Annotated in this window: 13 protein-coding genes; 8 read left to right on the forward strand and 5 right to left on the reverse strand. The window is 71.2% G+C overall.

Going from position 1 to position 14,728, the window contains the following annotated elements; genetic code table 11:
- Positions 1 to 98 precede the first annotated feature (98 nt).
- The 5 genes from D7Y13_RS26405 to D7Y13_RS26425 all read left to right on the forward strand — a co-directional run bounded on the left by D7Y13_RS26405 (position 99) and on the right by D7Y13_RS26425 (position 7,233).
- Positions 99 to 3,143, forward strand: a complete 3,045-nt coding sequence (locus tag D7Y13_RS26405) for a helicase-related protein (protein WP_120585321.1) — start codon at positions 99 to 101, stop codon at positions 3,141 to 3,143.
- 99 nt (positions 3,144 to 3,242) lie between these two features.
- Positions 3,243 to 4,040, forward strand: coding sequence for a TadE/TadG family type IV pilus assembly protein (locus tag D7Y13_RS26410; protein ID WP_120534856.1), 798 nt, complete (start codon positions 3,243 to 3,245; stop codon positions 4,038 to 4,040).
- Complete coding sequence (locus D7Y13_RS26415) at positions 4,019 to 5,557, forward strand: pilus assembly protein (RefSeq protein WP_120585322.1); 1,539 nt, start codon at positions 4,019 to 4,021, stop codon at positions 5,555 to 5,557. The genes D7Y13_RS26410 and D7Y13_RS26415 overlap by 22 nt, the downstream gene beginning before the upstream one ends.
- A gap of 6 nt (positions 5,558 to 5,563) precedes the next feature.
- Positions 5,564 to 6,541: a pilus assembly protein gene (locus D7Y13_RS26420; protein WP_120585323.1), complete on the forward strand. Its 978-nt coding sequence runs from the start codon at positions 5,564 to 5,566 to the stop codon at positions 6,539 to 6,541.
- Entirely contained in the window at positions 6,538 to 7,233 is a 696-nt protein-coding gene (locus D7Y13_RS26425; RefSeq protein ID WP_120534860.1) for a hypothetical protein, read from the forward strand. Before D7Y13_RS26420 ends, D7Y13_RS26425 begins: the two co-directional genes overlap by 4 nt.
- A gap of 10 nt (positions 7,234 to 7,243) precedes the next feature.
- Here D7Y13_RS26425 and D7Y13_RS26430 read toward each other — a convergent pair whose 3' ends face one another.
- Together D7Y13_RS26430 and D7Y13_RS26435 are read right to left on the reverse strand one after the other, a co-directional pair.
- The gene (locus D7Y13_RS26430; RefSeq protein WP_199732912.1) at positions 7,244 to 7,798 is read right to left on the reverse strand and encodes a hypothetical protein; all 555 of its coding nucleotides are present in this window, start codon (positions 7,796 to 7,798) and stop codon (positions 7,244 to 7,246) included.
- Between the two features lie 2 nt (positions 7,799 to 7,800).
- Entirely contained in the window at positions 7,801 to 8,562 is a 762-nt protein-coding gene (locus D7Y13_RS26435) for a hypothetical protein (RefSeq protein ID WP_120534852.1), read from the reverse strand.
- Positions 8,563 to 8,710: 148 nt separating this feature from the next.
- Here D7Y13_RS26435 and D7Y13_RS26440 point away from each other — a divergent pair, with 148 nt between their 5' ends.
- A complete protein-coding gene (locus D7Y13_RS26440; RefSeq protein ID WP_120585324.1) occupies positions 8,711 to 9,403 on the forward strand; it encodes a hypothetical protein in 693 nt (230 codons plus the stop codon).
- Here the strand turns inward: D7Y13_RS26440 and D7Y13_RS26445 are convergent.
- The 3 genes from D7Y13_RS26445 to D7Y13_RS26455 all read right to left on the reverse strand — a co-directional run bounded on the left by D7Y13_RS26445 (position 9,372) and on the right by D7Y13_RS26455 (position 12,744).
- The gene (locus tag D7Y13_RS26445; RefSeq protein WP_147444465.1) at positions 9,372 to 10,295 is read right to left on the reverse strand and encodes a hypothetical protein; all 924 of its coding nucleotides are present in this window, start codon (positions 10,293 to 10,295) and stop codon (positions 9,372 to 9,374) included. The genes D7Y13_RS26440 and D7Y13_RS26445 overlap by 32 nt on opposite strands.
- Positions 10,296 to 10,374: 79 nt before the next feature.
- A complete protein-coding gene (locus D7Y13_RS26450; protein WP_120585325.1) occupies positions 10,375 to 10,770 on the reverse strand; it encodes a hypothetical protein in 396 nt (131 codons plus the stop codon).
- A gap of 210 nt (positions 10,771 to 10,980) precedes the next feature.
- Positions 10,981 to 12,744, reverse strand: a complete 1,764-nt coding sequence (locus D7Y13_RS26455; protein ID WP_120534848.1) for an ABC transporter ATP-binding protein — start codon at positions 12,742 to 12,744, stop codon at positions 10,981 to 10,983.
- Positions 12,745 to 12,903: 159 nt separating this feature from the next.
- Here D7Y13_RS26455 and D7Y13_RS26460 point away from each other — a divergent pair, with 159 nt between their 5' ends.
- The gene (locus tag D7Y13_RS26460) at positions 12,904 to 13,344 is read left to right on the forward strand and encodes a hypothetical protein (RefSeq protein ID WP_120534847.1); all 441 of its coding nucleotides are present in this window, start codon (positions 12,904 to 12,906) and stop codon (positions 13,342 to 13,344) included.
- 139 nt (positions 13,345 to 13,483) lie between these two features.
- Positions 13,484 to 14,605: a molecular chaperone DnaJ gene (gene dnaJ / locus D7Y13_RS26465; protein WP_120534846.1), complete on the forward strand. Its 1,122-nt coding sequence runs from the start codon at positions 13,484 to 13,486 to the stop codon at positions 14,603 to 14,605.
- Positions 14,606 to 14,728 lie beyond the last annotated feature (123 nt).

A 14,728-nucleotide genomic window follows, 5' to 3' on the forward strand; every position in this document is an offset into this window, starting at 1 on the left:
GGCCGGGGGAACGGGCCGTCCGGTGCCCGTGAAATGGCCTTCCGGGCGCTGGGACGTTATGGAGCGCCCCCCTCTTCGCACCCGGTTGTTGCTCTTCTATGGCGTCTCTCGTCGAAGGTCTGAAGGTCCGCTACCTCCCGCAGCCCGAGTGGGGCGTGGGGCATCTGCTGTCGTTGCAGGAAGAGGGGGCCAAGGCGCTCATCGCCTTCCCGTCCCGCGAGGACGCGCCGGTGCTGGTGTCCACCCGGGGCGGCGCGCTGGTGCCGTGGCAGTTGCCCAAGGGCGAACCCATCCAGACGCCAAAGGGGCGCAAGGCGACCATCCTGGGCGAGGAGCCGGGGGCGCGGGGCCTGCGCCGCTACGTGGTGCGCTTCGAGGACGGCGAGGACGACGAGCTGCCGGAGTCGGAGGTGCGCTGTCTGGCGCCGCGCTCGGACCTGCTGTCCACGCTGCGCGACGGGCGGGTGGGGGACGCGAAGGCGTTCATGCTGCGCAAGCAGGCGCTGGTGCTGGACGACGAGCGCCGGGGCGACGCGCTGGGGGCGCTCTTGGCCAGCCGGGTGATGGTGAAGCCGCACCAGGTGGGCGTGGTGCAGCGGGTGCTGTCCGCGCGCCGTCCGCGCTTCGTGCTGGCGGACGAGGTGGGCCTGGGCAAGACGATTGAAGCGGGCATGGTGTTCAGCGCGCTGCGGCTGGTGGGCCTGGCGCGCCGGTGTCTGGTGGTGGCGCCCAGCCACCTCACCGTGCAGTGGCTGGTGGAGCTGTTCCACAAGTTCAACCAGCTCTTCACGCTGATGGACTCGGACCGCTACGAGCAGTCGCTCAAGGAGGCGCCGGACGTCTCCCCGTGGGCGCGCTTCCCGCTGGTGGTGACGAGCCTGGAGCTGCTCAGCCGCACCCGCGAGCACCGCGAGGAGGTGGCGGCCGAGGACGCGTTCTGGGACCTGGTCATCATCGACGAGGCGCACCACCTCAAGGGCGAGAAGGCCTTCGCCGCCGCGCAGGGGCTGGCCTCCAACGCGTGGGGCCTGTTGCTGCTCACCGCCACGCCCATGCAGTTGGATCCGGCGGAGTACCACGGGCTGCTCACCCTCATCGACGCGACCACCGCGCCCTCGGTGAAGGGCTTCGAGGCGCGGCTGCAACGGCAAGAAGAGCTGTCCGCCGCGGTGCGCGCGCTGCATGAGGGCAAGGGCGCGAAGGCCGCCGTGGCCGCGCTGGCGAAGCGCTTCCCGGAGGACGCGCGGCTCCAGACGCTGAAGGAGCCGGGGGCGCTGCTGGAGCACCTGGCGGAGACGTACAGCCTGTCGGACAGGCTGGTGCGCAACCGGCGCGCGGTGGTGGGCGGCTTCTCCACGCGCCGGCTCCACCGGCACCCGGTGCAGCTCACGGCGGAGGAGCTGAAGGCCCGCGACACCGCGCTCGCCACACTGGCGCAGGGCACGCTCCGGGGCGCGCCGCTGGCCAACGTGCTGCGGCGCCTGGAGTCCAGCCCCGCGGCCTTCACGGGCGCGGTGAAGGCGAACCCGGCGCTGAAGGATGCTGACTTGAGGCTGCCCGGCCGCGACGCGAAGTTCCTCGCGTTCGTGGGCGTGCTGCGCGGCATCTGGAAGGCGGAGCCGCGCGCGAAGGTGCTGGTGTTCACGGAGAGCCGCGACACGCTGGAGTCGCTCCAGGCGGAGCTGTCGCGCGAGGGCGTGGAGGCGCTGGGCTACCACGGTGACCTGCCGCTCGTGGAGCGCGACCGGCAGGTGGCGCGCTTCCGCGACCCGGAAGGCCCGAAGGTGCTCATCTGCACGGAGGTGGGCGGTGAGGGCCGCAACTTCCAGTTCGCGCACCACCTGGTGCACTACGACCTGCCGTGGAGCCCCTCCACGGTGGAGCAGAGAATCGGCCGGCTGGACCGCATCGGCCAGGCGCACCCGGTGGACATCCACGTCTTCGACCCCGCGGGCACGCTCGCGTCGGACGTGCTGATGCTGCTGGCGGATGCCGTCGGCGTCTTCGGTGAGACGGTGGGCGGCCTGGACGCGGTGCTGGAGGAGGTGGAGTCCCGCATCGCGGAGCTGGCCCTGCTGCCGCGCGAGGCGCGCGTGGGCTACGCGGCCGAGCTGAAGACGCGCGTGGAGGCGGCGCGCGCGCAGGTGACGCGCGCGTATGACCCGCTCCTGGACGTGCGCAGCTTCGACAAGCCCGCGGTGGCCCGGCTGGTGGCCCGCGCGCAGGAGCGCATGGGCGAGGAACCTCCGGACGAGGACTCCGACGAGGAGGCCGCGCCACTGGAGGACGGCCTCTGGAGCGTGGCGCGCGACCTGGATGAGCGCCTGGAGGAGACCGTCACGGAGCTGGCGCGTCGGGTGGGCATTGGCGTGGACGTGGACGAACAGGTGGAGGCCTTCCAGGTGGCCTTCCAGTTCGGCCACGCCCTCAACGTGGAGGGGCTGCCCGGCATCGACGTGATGCAGGACCGCACGCTGTTGGGCACCTTCTGGCGCGACACCGCCGTGGAGGCGGAGGAGCTGGAGTACTTCGCCACCGGCCACCCGCTGGTGGAGGCGCTGTTCGGCTTCCTCAAGGACGGCCCCTATGGAAGGAGCGGCTTCCGCCTCATCGAGAAGCGCGGGCTGAAGAAACCCGTGCGCGGCCTGGAGCTGCTCTTCCACGTCCAGCTCCCGGAGCCCGAGGACACGTCCCCCGGCGCGCGCGTGCCCAGCCGCCAGCTGGCGCGGTTCCTGGAGCGCACCCTGCTGCCCGTCGCCGTGGTGGAGGGCCCCGACGGCCCCGTGGCGGACGCCTCCGTCCTGCCCACCCTGGAAGCCGACGGCCGCGCCCTCAAGGGCGATGAGGTCCACCAGTCCTTCCCCGGCTTCGGCCCCTTCGTGGACGCGGCCCTCCCGGTGGCCCAGGCCGCCGCCCAGGCCGAGCTGGCCCTGCGCGCCCAGAAGGCCCGCAGGGCCCTGGAGGCTGAACGCGACGCTGGCGAGGCCCGCCTGCGCCTGTCCCTCTCCCACCAGGGCCTGCCCCCGGAGGCGGTGGACGCCCAGGTTGACGCGGAGCGCCATCACTATGCGCGCCTGCTCCAGGCCCTCGACGGGGCCTCGGTGGTGCTGGACTCGGCTTGCGGTTTCGCCCTCAACCGTTGAATAACCGTTGGAGCGTTATGGAATGACGTTCGGAGGGGTCCGGGCCATTTGACCGATTCCCCAATCATCGAGAATCTAGGAGGAAGCCTACATCCCCCCATGGCCCCCTCCGACCTCCAGCGACGGCGTTCCGAATCAGGTCAGGCCGCCGTCGAAGCGGCGTTGTGCATGCCGCTCGTGGTGTTCCTGGTGCTTGGCTCCCTGCAGCTCTTCATGCTGTTGCAGGGGCGCATCCTGGCGCAGGTGGCGGTGTACCGCGCGGTGCGCGCGGGCAGCCTGAACCACGGCAGCTGTCAGGCGATGACGCACGCGGCGCTGGTGACGATGCTGCCCACGGTGACGTCCACCACGACGGGCGCGAGGCTGGCGAGGGCCTTCGAGGAGCGCCAGCGCAACTACCTGCGCGTGAGCGGCTCCAAGGGGGACCTGTTCACCGAGGGGCCCATGGTGGAGATCGTCCGCGAGTCGCCGGCCGTCGCCTGGGTGCGCGGCCTGGACGGGGACGAGGACCTGCTGTTCGACGCGCCCACGGATTCCGCGGTGGAGCTGCGGCGGCGCACGCTCGAGATCCGCATGGTCGCCTGGTACTACATGCGCATCCCGTTCGCGGACTGGGTGATGAGCCGCATGTTCCTCGCCCACTTCCACCTCAAGAACTACAACCACGCCAATCCGCTGAACCCCGCGGAGAAGAAGGCGGACTGGTGGAACGACACCGACGTGGAGCTGGGCGCGGATGAGTGGCCCGGCGGCGACCTGGGCGAGCGGATGGTGAAGTGGAGCGGACAGGGCCACTACCTGTTCCCCATCCAGGTGCACGCCGCGATGCGGATGATGACGCCGGTGAAGGCGGAGAACTTCCAGGGAGGCGCCGCATGCAGCCTGCACGGCTTCTGAGGCACGGCGGACGCGGACAGGCGCTGGTCCTGTTCTCGCTCACGCTCCTCTTGCTGACGCTGATGGTGTTGATGACGCTGGGCTTCGGCATGCGCGCCAAGGAGCGCATCGAAATCCAGATGGCGGCGGACGCGGCGGCCTACAGCCAGGCGGTGTCCACGGCGCGCACGTTCAACGCCATCGCGGTGATGAACCGCGCGCAGATCGCCCACATGGTGGCCATGGCCGGCACCCAGTCGATGATCAGCTTCGGCAGCCAGTACTACGCCGCGCGCAAGGCCACGCCCTGTCCCGTGCCCGACCCGGCGTTCGCCCTCCTGGACCAGGGCGCCGCCGCGCAGGTGCAGTCGCTGCAGGGGCAGGCGGGCGCCATGTACAACGCGGAGCTGGCCATCTACCGACGGCTGGTCGGCACGCATCTGGCGGATCAGAAGCTCTCCAAGGCTGTCGCCAAGGCGGTCAACCCGGAGCTCGACGCTCCGGAGCAGGGCGCGAACAAGTCCCTGTCGGAGGTGTCCGGCGGCTCCGGCTCCATCCCCAGCAAGGACGAGCTGATGGAGCAGGTGAAGGCCGGGACGACGCCTCCGGACACCGGCGCGGTGAGCGCGAGCGGCGGTCAGGGCGATGCCATGCGCAACGCCACCATGGGCAGCATCGGCTGGACGTGGGTGCACGGCCGGCCTGGCGGCAGCGCGGGCTTCGGTTCAGGCATGGCCGCGAACAACCCGGGCTTCTCGCACTACCCCAGCATCGGGGGCATGGACTCCTCCACCTACCAGACCATCTCCGGCCGCAACTCGTGGGCGCACGACCACGCGGCGGCGCCGGCGCTCATCCCGTGCCCGGACGGCAACATCTACCCGAGCCCCACGGCGAACGCGTGGGTGATGTCGGACGAGTACCAGTCCAAGGAGGACCAGCACGTCTTCATGCTCCACCCGGCCCCGGGCCAGGGCGCGGAGTCCGGCAAGCAGGTGGATGAGCTGCACACGCTGGGCGTCTGCACCGTCTGTCCGGGCATCTGGCCGTACTCGGTGGGCTTCAACGCGGGGCTCCTGCACGACAACGGCGGGGAGAACGACTTCGGGCAGCCCAAGCTGTACTCCATGCTGCTGCGCGACTACGCCAGCAACAGCCGCAAGGCCCGGCCGGACCCCTGGAACCTGATGTTCCGCTTCAAGTTCGCGGACCAGGAGACCCTGTTCGACAACTCGGCGCCGCTCGGCCGCATCCAGCCCACCGGGCGCGAGGACGTGCAGCGCAACCAGGTGGCCCTGGCCGCGGGCATGGCCTACTACCACCGGCCCCGGCCCGCGGCGGTGGGCGGCGGCTGGGAGGAGCCTCCCAACTTCCTCAACCCCTTCTGGCGCGCCACGCTGGTGAGCACCGAAGGCGCCCGCGACGACAAGCCGGCGGAGAGCCTGGACCAGGCGGGCTTCACCGAACACGCGGGCGCGCTGCGCCGGCTGGACGAAGCGGGCTACCGGGGCGCGAGCCGCACCGGCGGAAAGTACTGACGCGCCATGGGCAAGCGAACCTTCGCGGCACGCCGGGGACAGGCGCTGGTGGAAACGGCGCTGGGCACGATGGTGTTCATCACCATCCTGATGTTCGGCATCTACTTCGCGGAGGTGGGCGCGCTGACGCTCAAGGTGCAGGAGGCCGCCAACTTCGCGCTGTGGGAGGCCACCGGCCACGTGATGCACAACCCCGAGTCCGGCGTCTTCCAGCGGCCCAACGCGGCGGCCCTCGCGGCCTCCGAGGCCGCCGGGCGCTACGGCGACTTCGACGGCCGCTCCAGCGTGGACGGCGACATGACCCTCCAGCTGGCCCTCGCGCGCGCCGAGCGGATGCGCGTGGTGTGCGACTCGGACCGGCCCGCGGGCACCGGCCCCGCCATCCTCGGCGTGCGTCCGAGCGACGCGGACGACGGCTCGCCCGCGCTGAACCAAGCGATGCAGACGCAATCCGATGGCATCTCCTGCACGGCCTCCGCCACCCTGAGCACCCAGCGCATCGGCACGTTCATGGAGCCGGAGTTCTTCAAGGTCTCGCACCGCCGCGCCACCGACCAGTTCGTGGTGTGCGCCGCCGGGCGCGCGTCGAACGGCAACTGCCGGGGCCGCTTCTTCATGTTGCTGGATGACTGGGGCCTGTCCAGCGTGGCGGAGGGGCGCGCGTGTCCGCTCAGCTCGAACTCGGGCGCGCCCTGCGCGAACGTGGACTACTACTCCTGGGCGGAGCGCGTGTACGCGAAGAACGGCGGCGGCGGCGGCGCCGGCAGCGCGCTGATGGCGGGCGTGGGCGCGACGGGCGGCGTGAACGAGGACCAGTTCTTCATGAGCTTCACGGGCGCGGAAGGCGACTACGAGCAGAGCATCGGCGCGTCGCACGCGGGCAACCAGACCGTCTGGGAGACGTCCCCCTTCCAGGCGGACAACCTCTCCGTGAAGTACAACGTGAACCGGCGCAACAAGTGGCTCGGACGCGTGCGGCCGTGAAGTCCGTGGCCAGCGCGTGCGCGGCCCTGGCGCTGGTGCTGGCGCTCCCCGCCTGGGCGAAGGATGGGGGCGTGCCGGAGCCGCTGCCGCCGCGCTTCGAGTGGCCCCGGCTCCAGGTGCTGGCGCACGTGGAGGCCAGCGACATCGTGGAGGCGGAGGGCGTGCCCGTGGCGCTGCGCGCGGTGCACGTGAAGGAGAACGCGCGGGTGCTGGTGCAGCGCTTCGCGGACGCGTTCCGGGACCAGGGCCTCTACGTGGCGCCCGGCAAGAAGCAGACGCAATTGGCCAACAACGCGGCCATGCTCACCGCGTTCGATCCGCTCCGCGCCATCACGTACACGGTCATCCTCCAGCCGCAGCCGGATGGCACCACGTCGCTGTACCTGGGCGAGGCGAACCACGCGCTGGCGAAGAAGGCCTCCGCGGCGGGGGACTTCGCGCCGCTGCCGCCGGAAGCGCGCGACGTGCTGCGCGTCAACGCGGAGGGCTCGCGCACGCTGAGCTTCCAGACGGCGCTCACGGGCCCGCAGGTGCAGGCGTTCTACGACGACGCGCTCGCGAAGGCCGGGTGGAAGCCCGGCGAGGAGGCCGGCCTCTACACGCGGCCCGGCGGCGAGCTGCGGCTCACGCACGAGAACAGCAAGACGGGCCAGCGCGCGGTGGTGCTGCTCTACCAGTCCCGCGCGCGTTGAGCCGGGAGCGTCAGGCGCGCAGCTTCTCGCGCAGCGCCTTCGCGCGGCCCTGCATGTCGGGGTCCAGGCCGGTGAGCTCAATGGACTTCAGGCGCTGATCCAGGCTCTTGGGCACCTTCTTCTGGAGGGTGCCGGCCTCCTGGAGCGACTCCAGCTTCGCCAGCGCCTGGTCCACGATGCGGTCGCGCGGGTGGTCCAGCAGGCTGTCGAGGAAGTACGCGTCCTCGGGCAGCTCCGGGTACTTCTCCAGGTACTCGACGACGCCCTTCACCCAGTCCGCGCGCGTCTCCGAGTCCTGCACCTTCTGCAGGGCGGCCTTCTGGGCCTTGCGCTTGCCTTCGGGGTCGAACGTCTTCGCGAGGCCTTCCGGGAGCTCTCCGCCGGTGAAGAGCGCGTCCGCGGCCGTCTTGTATTTCTGGTAGCTGGCGCTGCGCTCCAGCTTCTGCTGCGCCGGGTCATCCTGGCGCGAGTGGTACTTGCTCTTGCCCCGCTGCGCGTCCAGCTCGCGGTAGGACTTGTTGCGCTTGCCGGTGAACCCGCCACCGTCGTTGTCATCTCGGGCCATCGTCATCTCCCCTTGCGGGCGCGCCACAGCGCCACCAGTCCCCGCTGGACGAGGGTGCGCACCTGGGCCAGCTCCTGGGGAGCGAGGGGGTGCTCCTCGTCATGCTCCGCCTCGAACAACGCTTCCGTCACGTAGGCCTGGAGGGAGTCCGGCGCGGGCGGCGCATCCGAATCCCTGTCCAGCGCCGCTGCCTGCGCGGCCATCAGCCCTGGCGGCCAGCCCAGCTCCAGCATGGCGTGCAGCTCGAAGAGCAGGTGCCGGGCGATTCCGTAACCTTCGTCCGTGAGGCCGGCGGCGTCAAGCGCACCCAGCAGGCCATCCTGCCGGTTCTCGAAGGCATGCATCAGCCGCGTGCGCGCCTTGTCGTCGTCCTCCAGATAACGCCAGGCGGCCTCCACGAATTCGGCGGAAGGCGCGTCGGGGTGGAAGGGCGCGGGCGCTTGCAGCCGCTCCTTCTTGGGACGCGGCGGGCGCGGGCCGTCCTCCAGCCGCACCGACTTGCCCTCCAGCACCAGGTCCCAGAGGCCCAGCAGGTTCTGGTACAGCCGGCGCGCCAGCTCCGCGTCCTTGAAGCGGGGCTCCTCGGCGAAGAGGGTGGGGATGACGTCGTTGGCGCCGTCGCCTTCCGCGCGCGCCTCGCGCATGCGTTCGAGCACTTCGGCGGTGTCGCAGGGACTGCCGGCCAGCTCCAGCAATCCGTCGAGCGTCTGTGCGCCTTCGAACTGGCGGATGAAGTCGGGGCCTCGGTCTTTGGAGCGGCTCATCGTGGGGCAAACGGTAGACACAAGGTGGGCGTCCACGCACGAGCCATTCACGGCCGCGTGTTCACGGTCGGGGGGAGAACGGGGGGCGACCGGGCGGCGCGCGGGCTCGCTTCCGTTTCCGACCGGGCGCCCCTACTCTGCGCCATTCATGGCCGTGGAAACCTCGCCCGACACCCTGAAGTCCGCGATGCAGGAACTCTATCGGGCGCGCGCGGTGGAGGGCCCCCCGGGTGAGAACGGCCTGCGCACCGTCTGGCACCTGAGCCCGCAGGGCGCGGAGCTGCTGTCGCTCATCGACAACGAGGGCCGCGTCCGGCGCCAGGAGCTCACGCTGCTGGACGAGCACTGCATCTGGGCCAGTGGCCAGGGTGTGCGCACCGGCCGCGTGGAGCTGGGTGAGGCGCGGCGGCCCCCGGTATCCACCGAAGTGCGCGCGGACCCGGAGCTGGTGCCCCACCGGCTGGTGCGCGCGGCGCAGGCGCTGGCCACGTACGAAGGCCAGGACCGGTACATCCTCCACATGCAGCGCGTGCTGGCGCTGGCGCGCGAGGGCCTGGAGATGTCCAGCATCGTGGCGCAGGAGCCCATGGGCCGCGCGACCTTCACGTCGGTAGCGCCGCCCGCCAGGGACGTCGCTCCCACCGCGCTGGAGCCCCGGGCCGCGCCGGAGCCGGTGGCGCCGTCGGAGCCGGAAGTGGTGCTGCGCTACGGCGAGGCGCTGCCCAACGAAGTCCTGCCCCCGGTGGTGCGCCGCTCGGAGGGGCTGGTGCTCCTGGCCGTCTTCGGCGTGGCGGTCCTGGTGGCCATCGTCATGCTGTTCGTGCTGGTGCGGGGAGGCTGAAGCGCAGGGGCGGGCGCCCGCCCCTCAGGTGCGTCACGTCCGCGTCGGTGGGCACCGGACCGGAGGTGCGGCGTCCGGCCGTCACGCGCTCCGGGCCCAGCGTGGTGTGCAGCGGGTGCGCGTCCAGCACCAGCAGGCCACCCACCGCGATGGTGAGCACCACCCCGCCGGCCCACTCCAGCGTGCGCGCGCGCCGGGCCTCGCGGGCGCGGTATCGCAGCCAGGTGAAGGCCAGCACCGACAGGCAGCCCAGGCAGCTCCAGCGCACCGTGCGCAGCCGCGCCGCCTGCGCCATGCCCTCCGCCATCAGGTCCGGCCGCAGCGACTCCGGGGCCCGCGACAGCCGGGACAGCAGCGTGAAGAGGTGGTGTGCCTCCATCGCGCCCACCGCCGCCATGCCCGCGAGCGCCGCCGACACCAGGCTGGCCAGCAGCAGCCCCCGCCGCGTCCCCCGGGGGAGGCTCGCGCGGCTGAAGCGCGCCACCGCCAGCGCCACCGCCAGCGAGCCCAGCAGCACCGCGCTCGTCCAGGCTCCCAAGAGCCGGGGCGCCATCGCCTTGCCCATGCCCGCCGTCAGCGCGACGCCCGCGTCCCCCGCGCGCACCAGGGGCAGCGCGGCGTGCATCCGCTCCAGCAGCACCTCCGTGCCCAGCAGGCCCAGCGTCCAGGGCACCGTCGCCATGCCCACCATCACCGCCAGCGGCACCGCCCGGCCCAGCAGGGTGGACCCCGCCGCCCACGTCAGCAGCGGCACCTCCACCAGCAGGGCCAGCCCCACCAGCACCGCGAAGGGCCCCGCAGAGGTCGCCACGCTCAAGAGGCCGGGCCCTCCCAGCAGGACGGGCAGCGTGCAGCCAAGCACGCACACCGTGGCGGGAACGGCCAGCGCCACGAACAAGCCGGGCGCGAGGTGTGGTCTGACTGGAACAAGCATTTCCCGTAAGAATAGGGTCCCGGGCTATTCCTGTAATTCAGACGGGAGGACGACCCACAACCCAGTAGACGACAGTGCAGACGGCGCCGGCCACCGGAGCAAGGACGATGCCCAGCAGGAGTGTCTGGCCGCAGTCAGTGGGTTCGCAGCCGATGCGCCCGTAGGCGAGCGCTCCGGCCACCAGCATGGGCAGGTGCATGCCGGCGATGAACAGGCCCAGGCCGCGCAGCACGAGGCCCCGGTACCAGGGGCGCGTCCACAGGCGGAAGACGAGCGGGACGAGCACGAGGGTGACGGTGGCGGCGGCGGCCAGGGCGAAGTGCCGGGCGGCCGCCGCGACGCAGGCGCCCGCGGCCAATAGCAGCGAGGGGGCCAGGAGGAGCGCGTCGAGGGACAGCGGCGCTCGTTCGCGGGGCGGCGGCGTCGGAGGCATGGGACGGCGCCGCAGGCTGGCAGGGCATGCCCACCCGTGCAAGGCCGTGCGCCATGCCGGGGCGGGGGCAGGTGGGCACGCCACACAGGGTCCCGCACGCTTCGGCCGGTGGACGTCGTCCTCCGGTGCAGGGGACAGCGCGCGGGCCGGGGAGTGAACAGTCGTCGCCAGGACGCGGCCGGAAGCCAACCCCGGGGGGCGGCGCGCTGTTCAGGCGGCGACGGCGCCCTCGCCCAGCAGTCGGGCATAGCGGCCGCGCAGCGCGAGCAATTCCGTGTGGGTGCCGGCCTCCACCACCCGACCGCCCTCCACCACGGCGATGAGGTCCGCGTCGCGCACGGTGGCCAGCCGGTGGGCGATGACGAGCACCGTGCGGCCCTTCATCAGGGCCGCGAGCCCCGCGCCCACCGCCGCCTCGCTGGTGGCGTCCAGGGCGCTGGTGGGCTCGTCCAGGAGCAGCAGCGACGGGCGGCACAGGAAGGCGCGGGCCAGGGCGATCCGCTGTCGCTGGCCTCCGGAGAGCCGGCCGCCGCGCTCGCCCACGGCTTCATCCAGGCCGCCGGGCAGGGCCCGCACGAAGTCCTCCGCGTGCGCCAGCCGCAGCGCTTCCCACAGGGCTTCGTCCGTCGCGTCCGGCTGGCCCAGGCGCAGGTTGTGGCGCACGGTGCCTGAGAAGAGCACCGGCTCCTGGGGCACCCACGCCAGCTGTCCCCGCACGCTGGAGGCCTTGAGCGAGGAGAGGGGCACGCCGTCCCAGTGCACCTCGCCGCCGCTCGTGGGCAGGAAGCCCAGGAGCACGGAGAAGAGGGTCGTCTTGCCCGCGCCGGAAGGGCCCACCAGCGCCACGCGCGCGCCCGCAGGCACCGTGAGGTCCACGCCCTTGAGCGCCTCGCGGCCATCCGCATAGGTGGCGCGCACGCCCTTCAGCTCCAATGCGCGGGCGAGCGGCCGGGCGTCATCCCCCACGTCCGGCGCCACCGGCGAATCCGCGAGCGCGAACAGCCGCTCCGCCGCCGCCAGGCCCGTGAGCACCTGCGACAGCGTGCCGCTCAGCGACTTCACCGGCTGGTAGAGCAGGAGCGCCGCCGCCATGAAGGACAGGAGGCGCCCGGCGAGCGATGGATCCAGGGACACCGCTCGCGCGCCCCAGGCCACCGCCACCGCCACGCCCACGATGCCCAACAGCTCCACCGTGGGGCTGAAGGCGCCCCGGATGAAGAGCGAGCGGCGCATCTCGCCCAGGTACGCGTCGGCTTCCGCGTCAAAGGACTCCAGCGCTCGGGGCACCGTGCCGTAGGCCTGCACCACCGGCAGGTTCTGGAGCTGTTCAGCGGTGATCGCGCTGAGCGCGCCAAGGCTCGCCTGCGAGCGCGTCGCCACCTTCTTGAGCGAGCGGGCGAAGCGGTTGACCGGCAGCACGGTCACCGGCACGACGACGAAGGTGAAGAGAAAGAGTTTCGCGTCGATGAGGAAGCACGTCGTCAGCAGTGCGCAGATTTGAAGCCCATCCCTGACGTACGATGACAACGCCTGGGTGACGGAGAACTCCACCAACGGCACATCCGAGGTGAAGCGGGCCACCAGCTCTCCCGAGTGGCGCTGTTCGAAGAACGCGGGAGGCTGGGTAAGCAGGCGGCCATAGAGAAAGCCCCGAAGGTCCGCCATCACCCTCTGGCCCAGCCGCTGCATCAGGCCCCCCTGGAGGAACTGGGCGGTGGCCTTCACCAGGGCCACGGCGACGACGAGCAGGGGCAGCCGGGACAGCAGGGCCTCTGGCGCCAGGGTCATCCCCGCCACGGAGACGGGGGCACCGGTCAGGACGGCGCGAAGCAGGGGCCCGACGATCCAGGCATACGCGGCGGTGGCGGCCGCGGCGGTGAGCGAGGCCAGCGAGCCCGCGAGCAGCAGTCGGCGGTAGGGGACCAGGTAGCCCAGGAGCCGGCGGTAGACGTGCGCGGAGGGACGGGGGGCCACGAGAGGGGGCGCACTCTGTCACCGACTCGACGGTGACGTCCAAGTGAAAGGGAGATGGGAAGCGGACGTGCATGCCCGTCTGCTCCACGGCCGGTCAGGGGGCGCCTCTGCCCGGCTGCGTTGCCGCATCCCACACATGCGGACAGCTTGAGAGGCGCCATGGAAACCAATTCCGAAAAAGAAGTCCTGTTCAATCCCGGCTGCGAGTCGGTCGTGGACGATGAAGAGCGCCGCCGGCTGCTGTGGCTGATGGCCGAGTACTTCCGGACCATCGGTTACTCCGACATCAAGGCCCGGCTCCCCGGCTTCATGCCGCCTCCGGTGCTCTCTGGCACCATCGAGGATCACCGCCCGGACTTCACCTGCAGGCAGTCCGACTCGGCGCGCACGCCCATCATCCTGGAGATCGTCACGCCGGGCATGGTGGATGATCCGACCGCGGAGAACCGCTGGAGCCTGCTGGCGAGCGCCGCCAAGCTCTACAACGCGGAGCTGCACTTCGTGGTCCCCAAGTGGTCCTCCCAGGGCCCCGTCGATCCAGCACTCAAGCGCCGGCTCTCCCGCATGGAGCTGACGGTCAACCGCGTCTGGACCGTGTAGCCGCGTGGGAGCAAGGCACCCCGCCGTACGGACCGGGGTGGGTTTCGGGCCTGGATTGCTGGCGTGTTTCGCTGCGTTATAGTGACTCTGATTTCCAACGCAGCGTAGAAACGCCAGCAATTTCCAGGGGTTCGATTCGATGGCAGCGGCCACGGGGCAGAAGCGCGACTACTACGAGGTCCTGGGCGTCCAGAAGACCGTCAACGCGCAGGATTTGAAGAGCGCATTCCGCAAGGTCGCCTTGCAGTACCACCCGGACCGGAACCCCGGGAACGCGGAGGCCGAGGACAAGTTCAAGGAGGCCTCGGAAGCCTATGAGGTCCTGAGCGATCCAGAGCGCCGCACGAAGTACGACCGCTTCGGCCACGCGGGCAACCCCTTCGGGGATGCGGGCGGCGGCTTCCAGGGCGTCAACATCAACGACATCTTCGGAGAGATCTTCGGAGACATCTTCGGGGGTGGCGGCGGCCGGGGCCGGCGGCAGACGAGCCGGGGCGCGGATCTGCGCTACAACCTGGAGATCTCCTTCGAGGAAGCGGCGTTCGGCTGCCGCCCGAAGGTGACCATTCCCCGTCCGAAGAAGTGCGACACCTGCACGGGCTCTGGCAGCAAGAGCGGCGCGGCGCCCCGGCAGTGTTCGGCGTGCGGCGGCAGCGGGGAGCTGCGCTACACGCAGGGCTTCTTCGCGGTGTCCCGGCCGTGCGGCGACTGCGGCGGCACGGGCGCGACCATCCCGGATCCGTGCGCGAAGTGCCGGGGCAGCGGGAAGATTCCGTCGGAAGAGGTCATCGAGGTCGCGATCCCCGGCGGCGTGGACAACGGCACGCGCGTGCGGCTGGGCGGCATGGGCGAACCGGGGGACCGGGGCGGGCCCGCGGGCGACCTGTACGTGACGGTCATCGTGCGCGAGCACCCGCTGTTCCAGCGCGAGGAGTACGAGGTCTTCTGCGAGGTGCCGGTGTCCTTCACGCAGGCGGCGCTGGGCGCGAAGATCGACGTGCCGACGTTGGACGGCAAGGTGAAGATGACCATTCCGCAGGGCACCCAGTCCGGCAAGGTGTTCCGCCTGCGCGGCAAGGGCATCCCGCACCTGCACAGCCAGCAGCGCGGGGATCAGCACGTGCGCGTCATCATCGAAACGCCCACGGAGCTGTCCTCCAAGCAGCGCGAGCTGCTGGAGCGCTTCGCGGAGGTGTCCGGCGAGGAGACCCATCCGCAGTCGAAGTCCTTCTTCGACAAGGTGAAGGAACTGTTCGGCTAAGTAGGTCGCCGGAAGTTCCGAGACAAATGCCGGTCGCATGCGCATTTTCTGGACCATGCGACCGGCAAGGAGCCCCGCCGAACTGGGGCTGACAGCAGAGGACAGGCGGAAGCTGGAGCATGC

Source organism: Corallococcus praedator, from assembly GCF_003612125.1.
In the GTDB taxonomy this organism is placed as follows: domain Bacteria; phylum Myxococcota; class Myxococcia; order Myxococcales; family Myxococcaceae; genus Corallococcus; species Corallococcus praedator.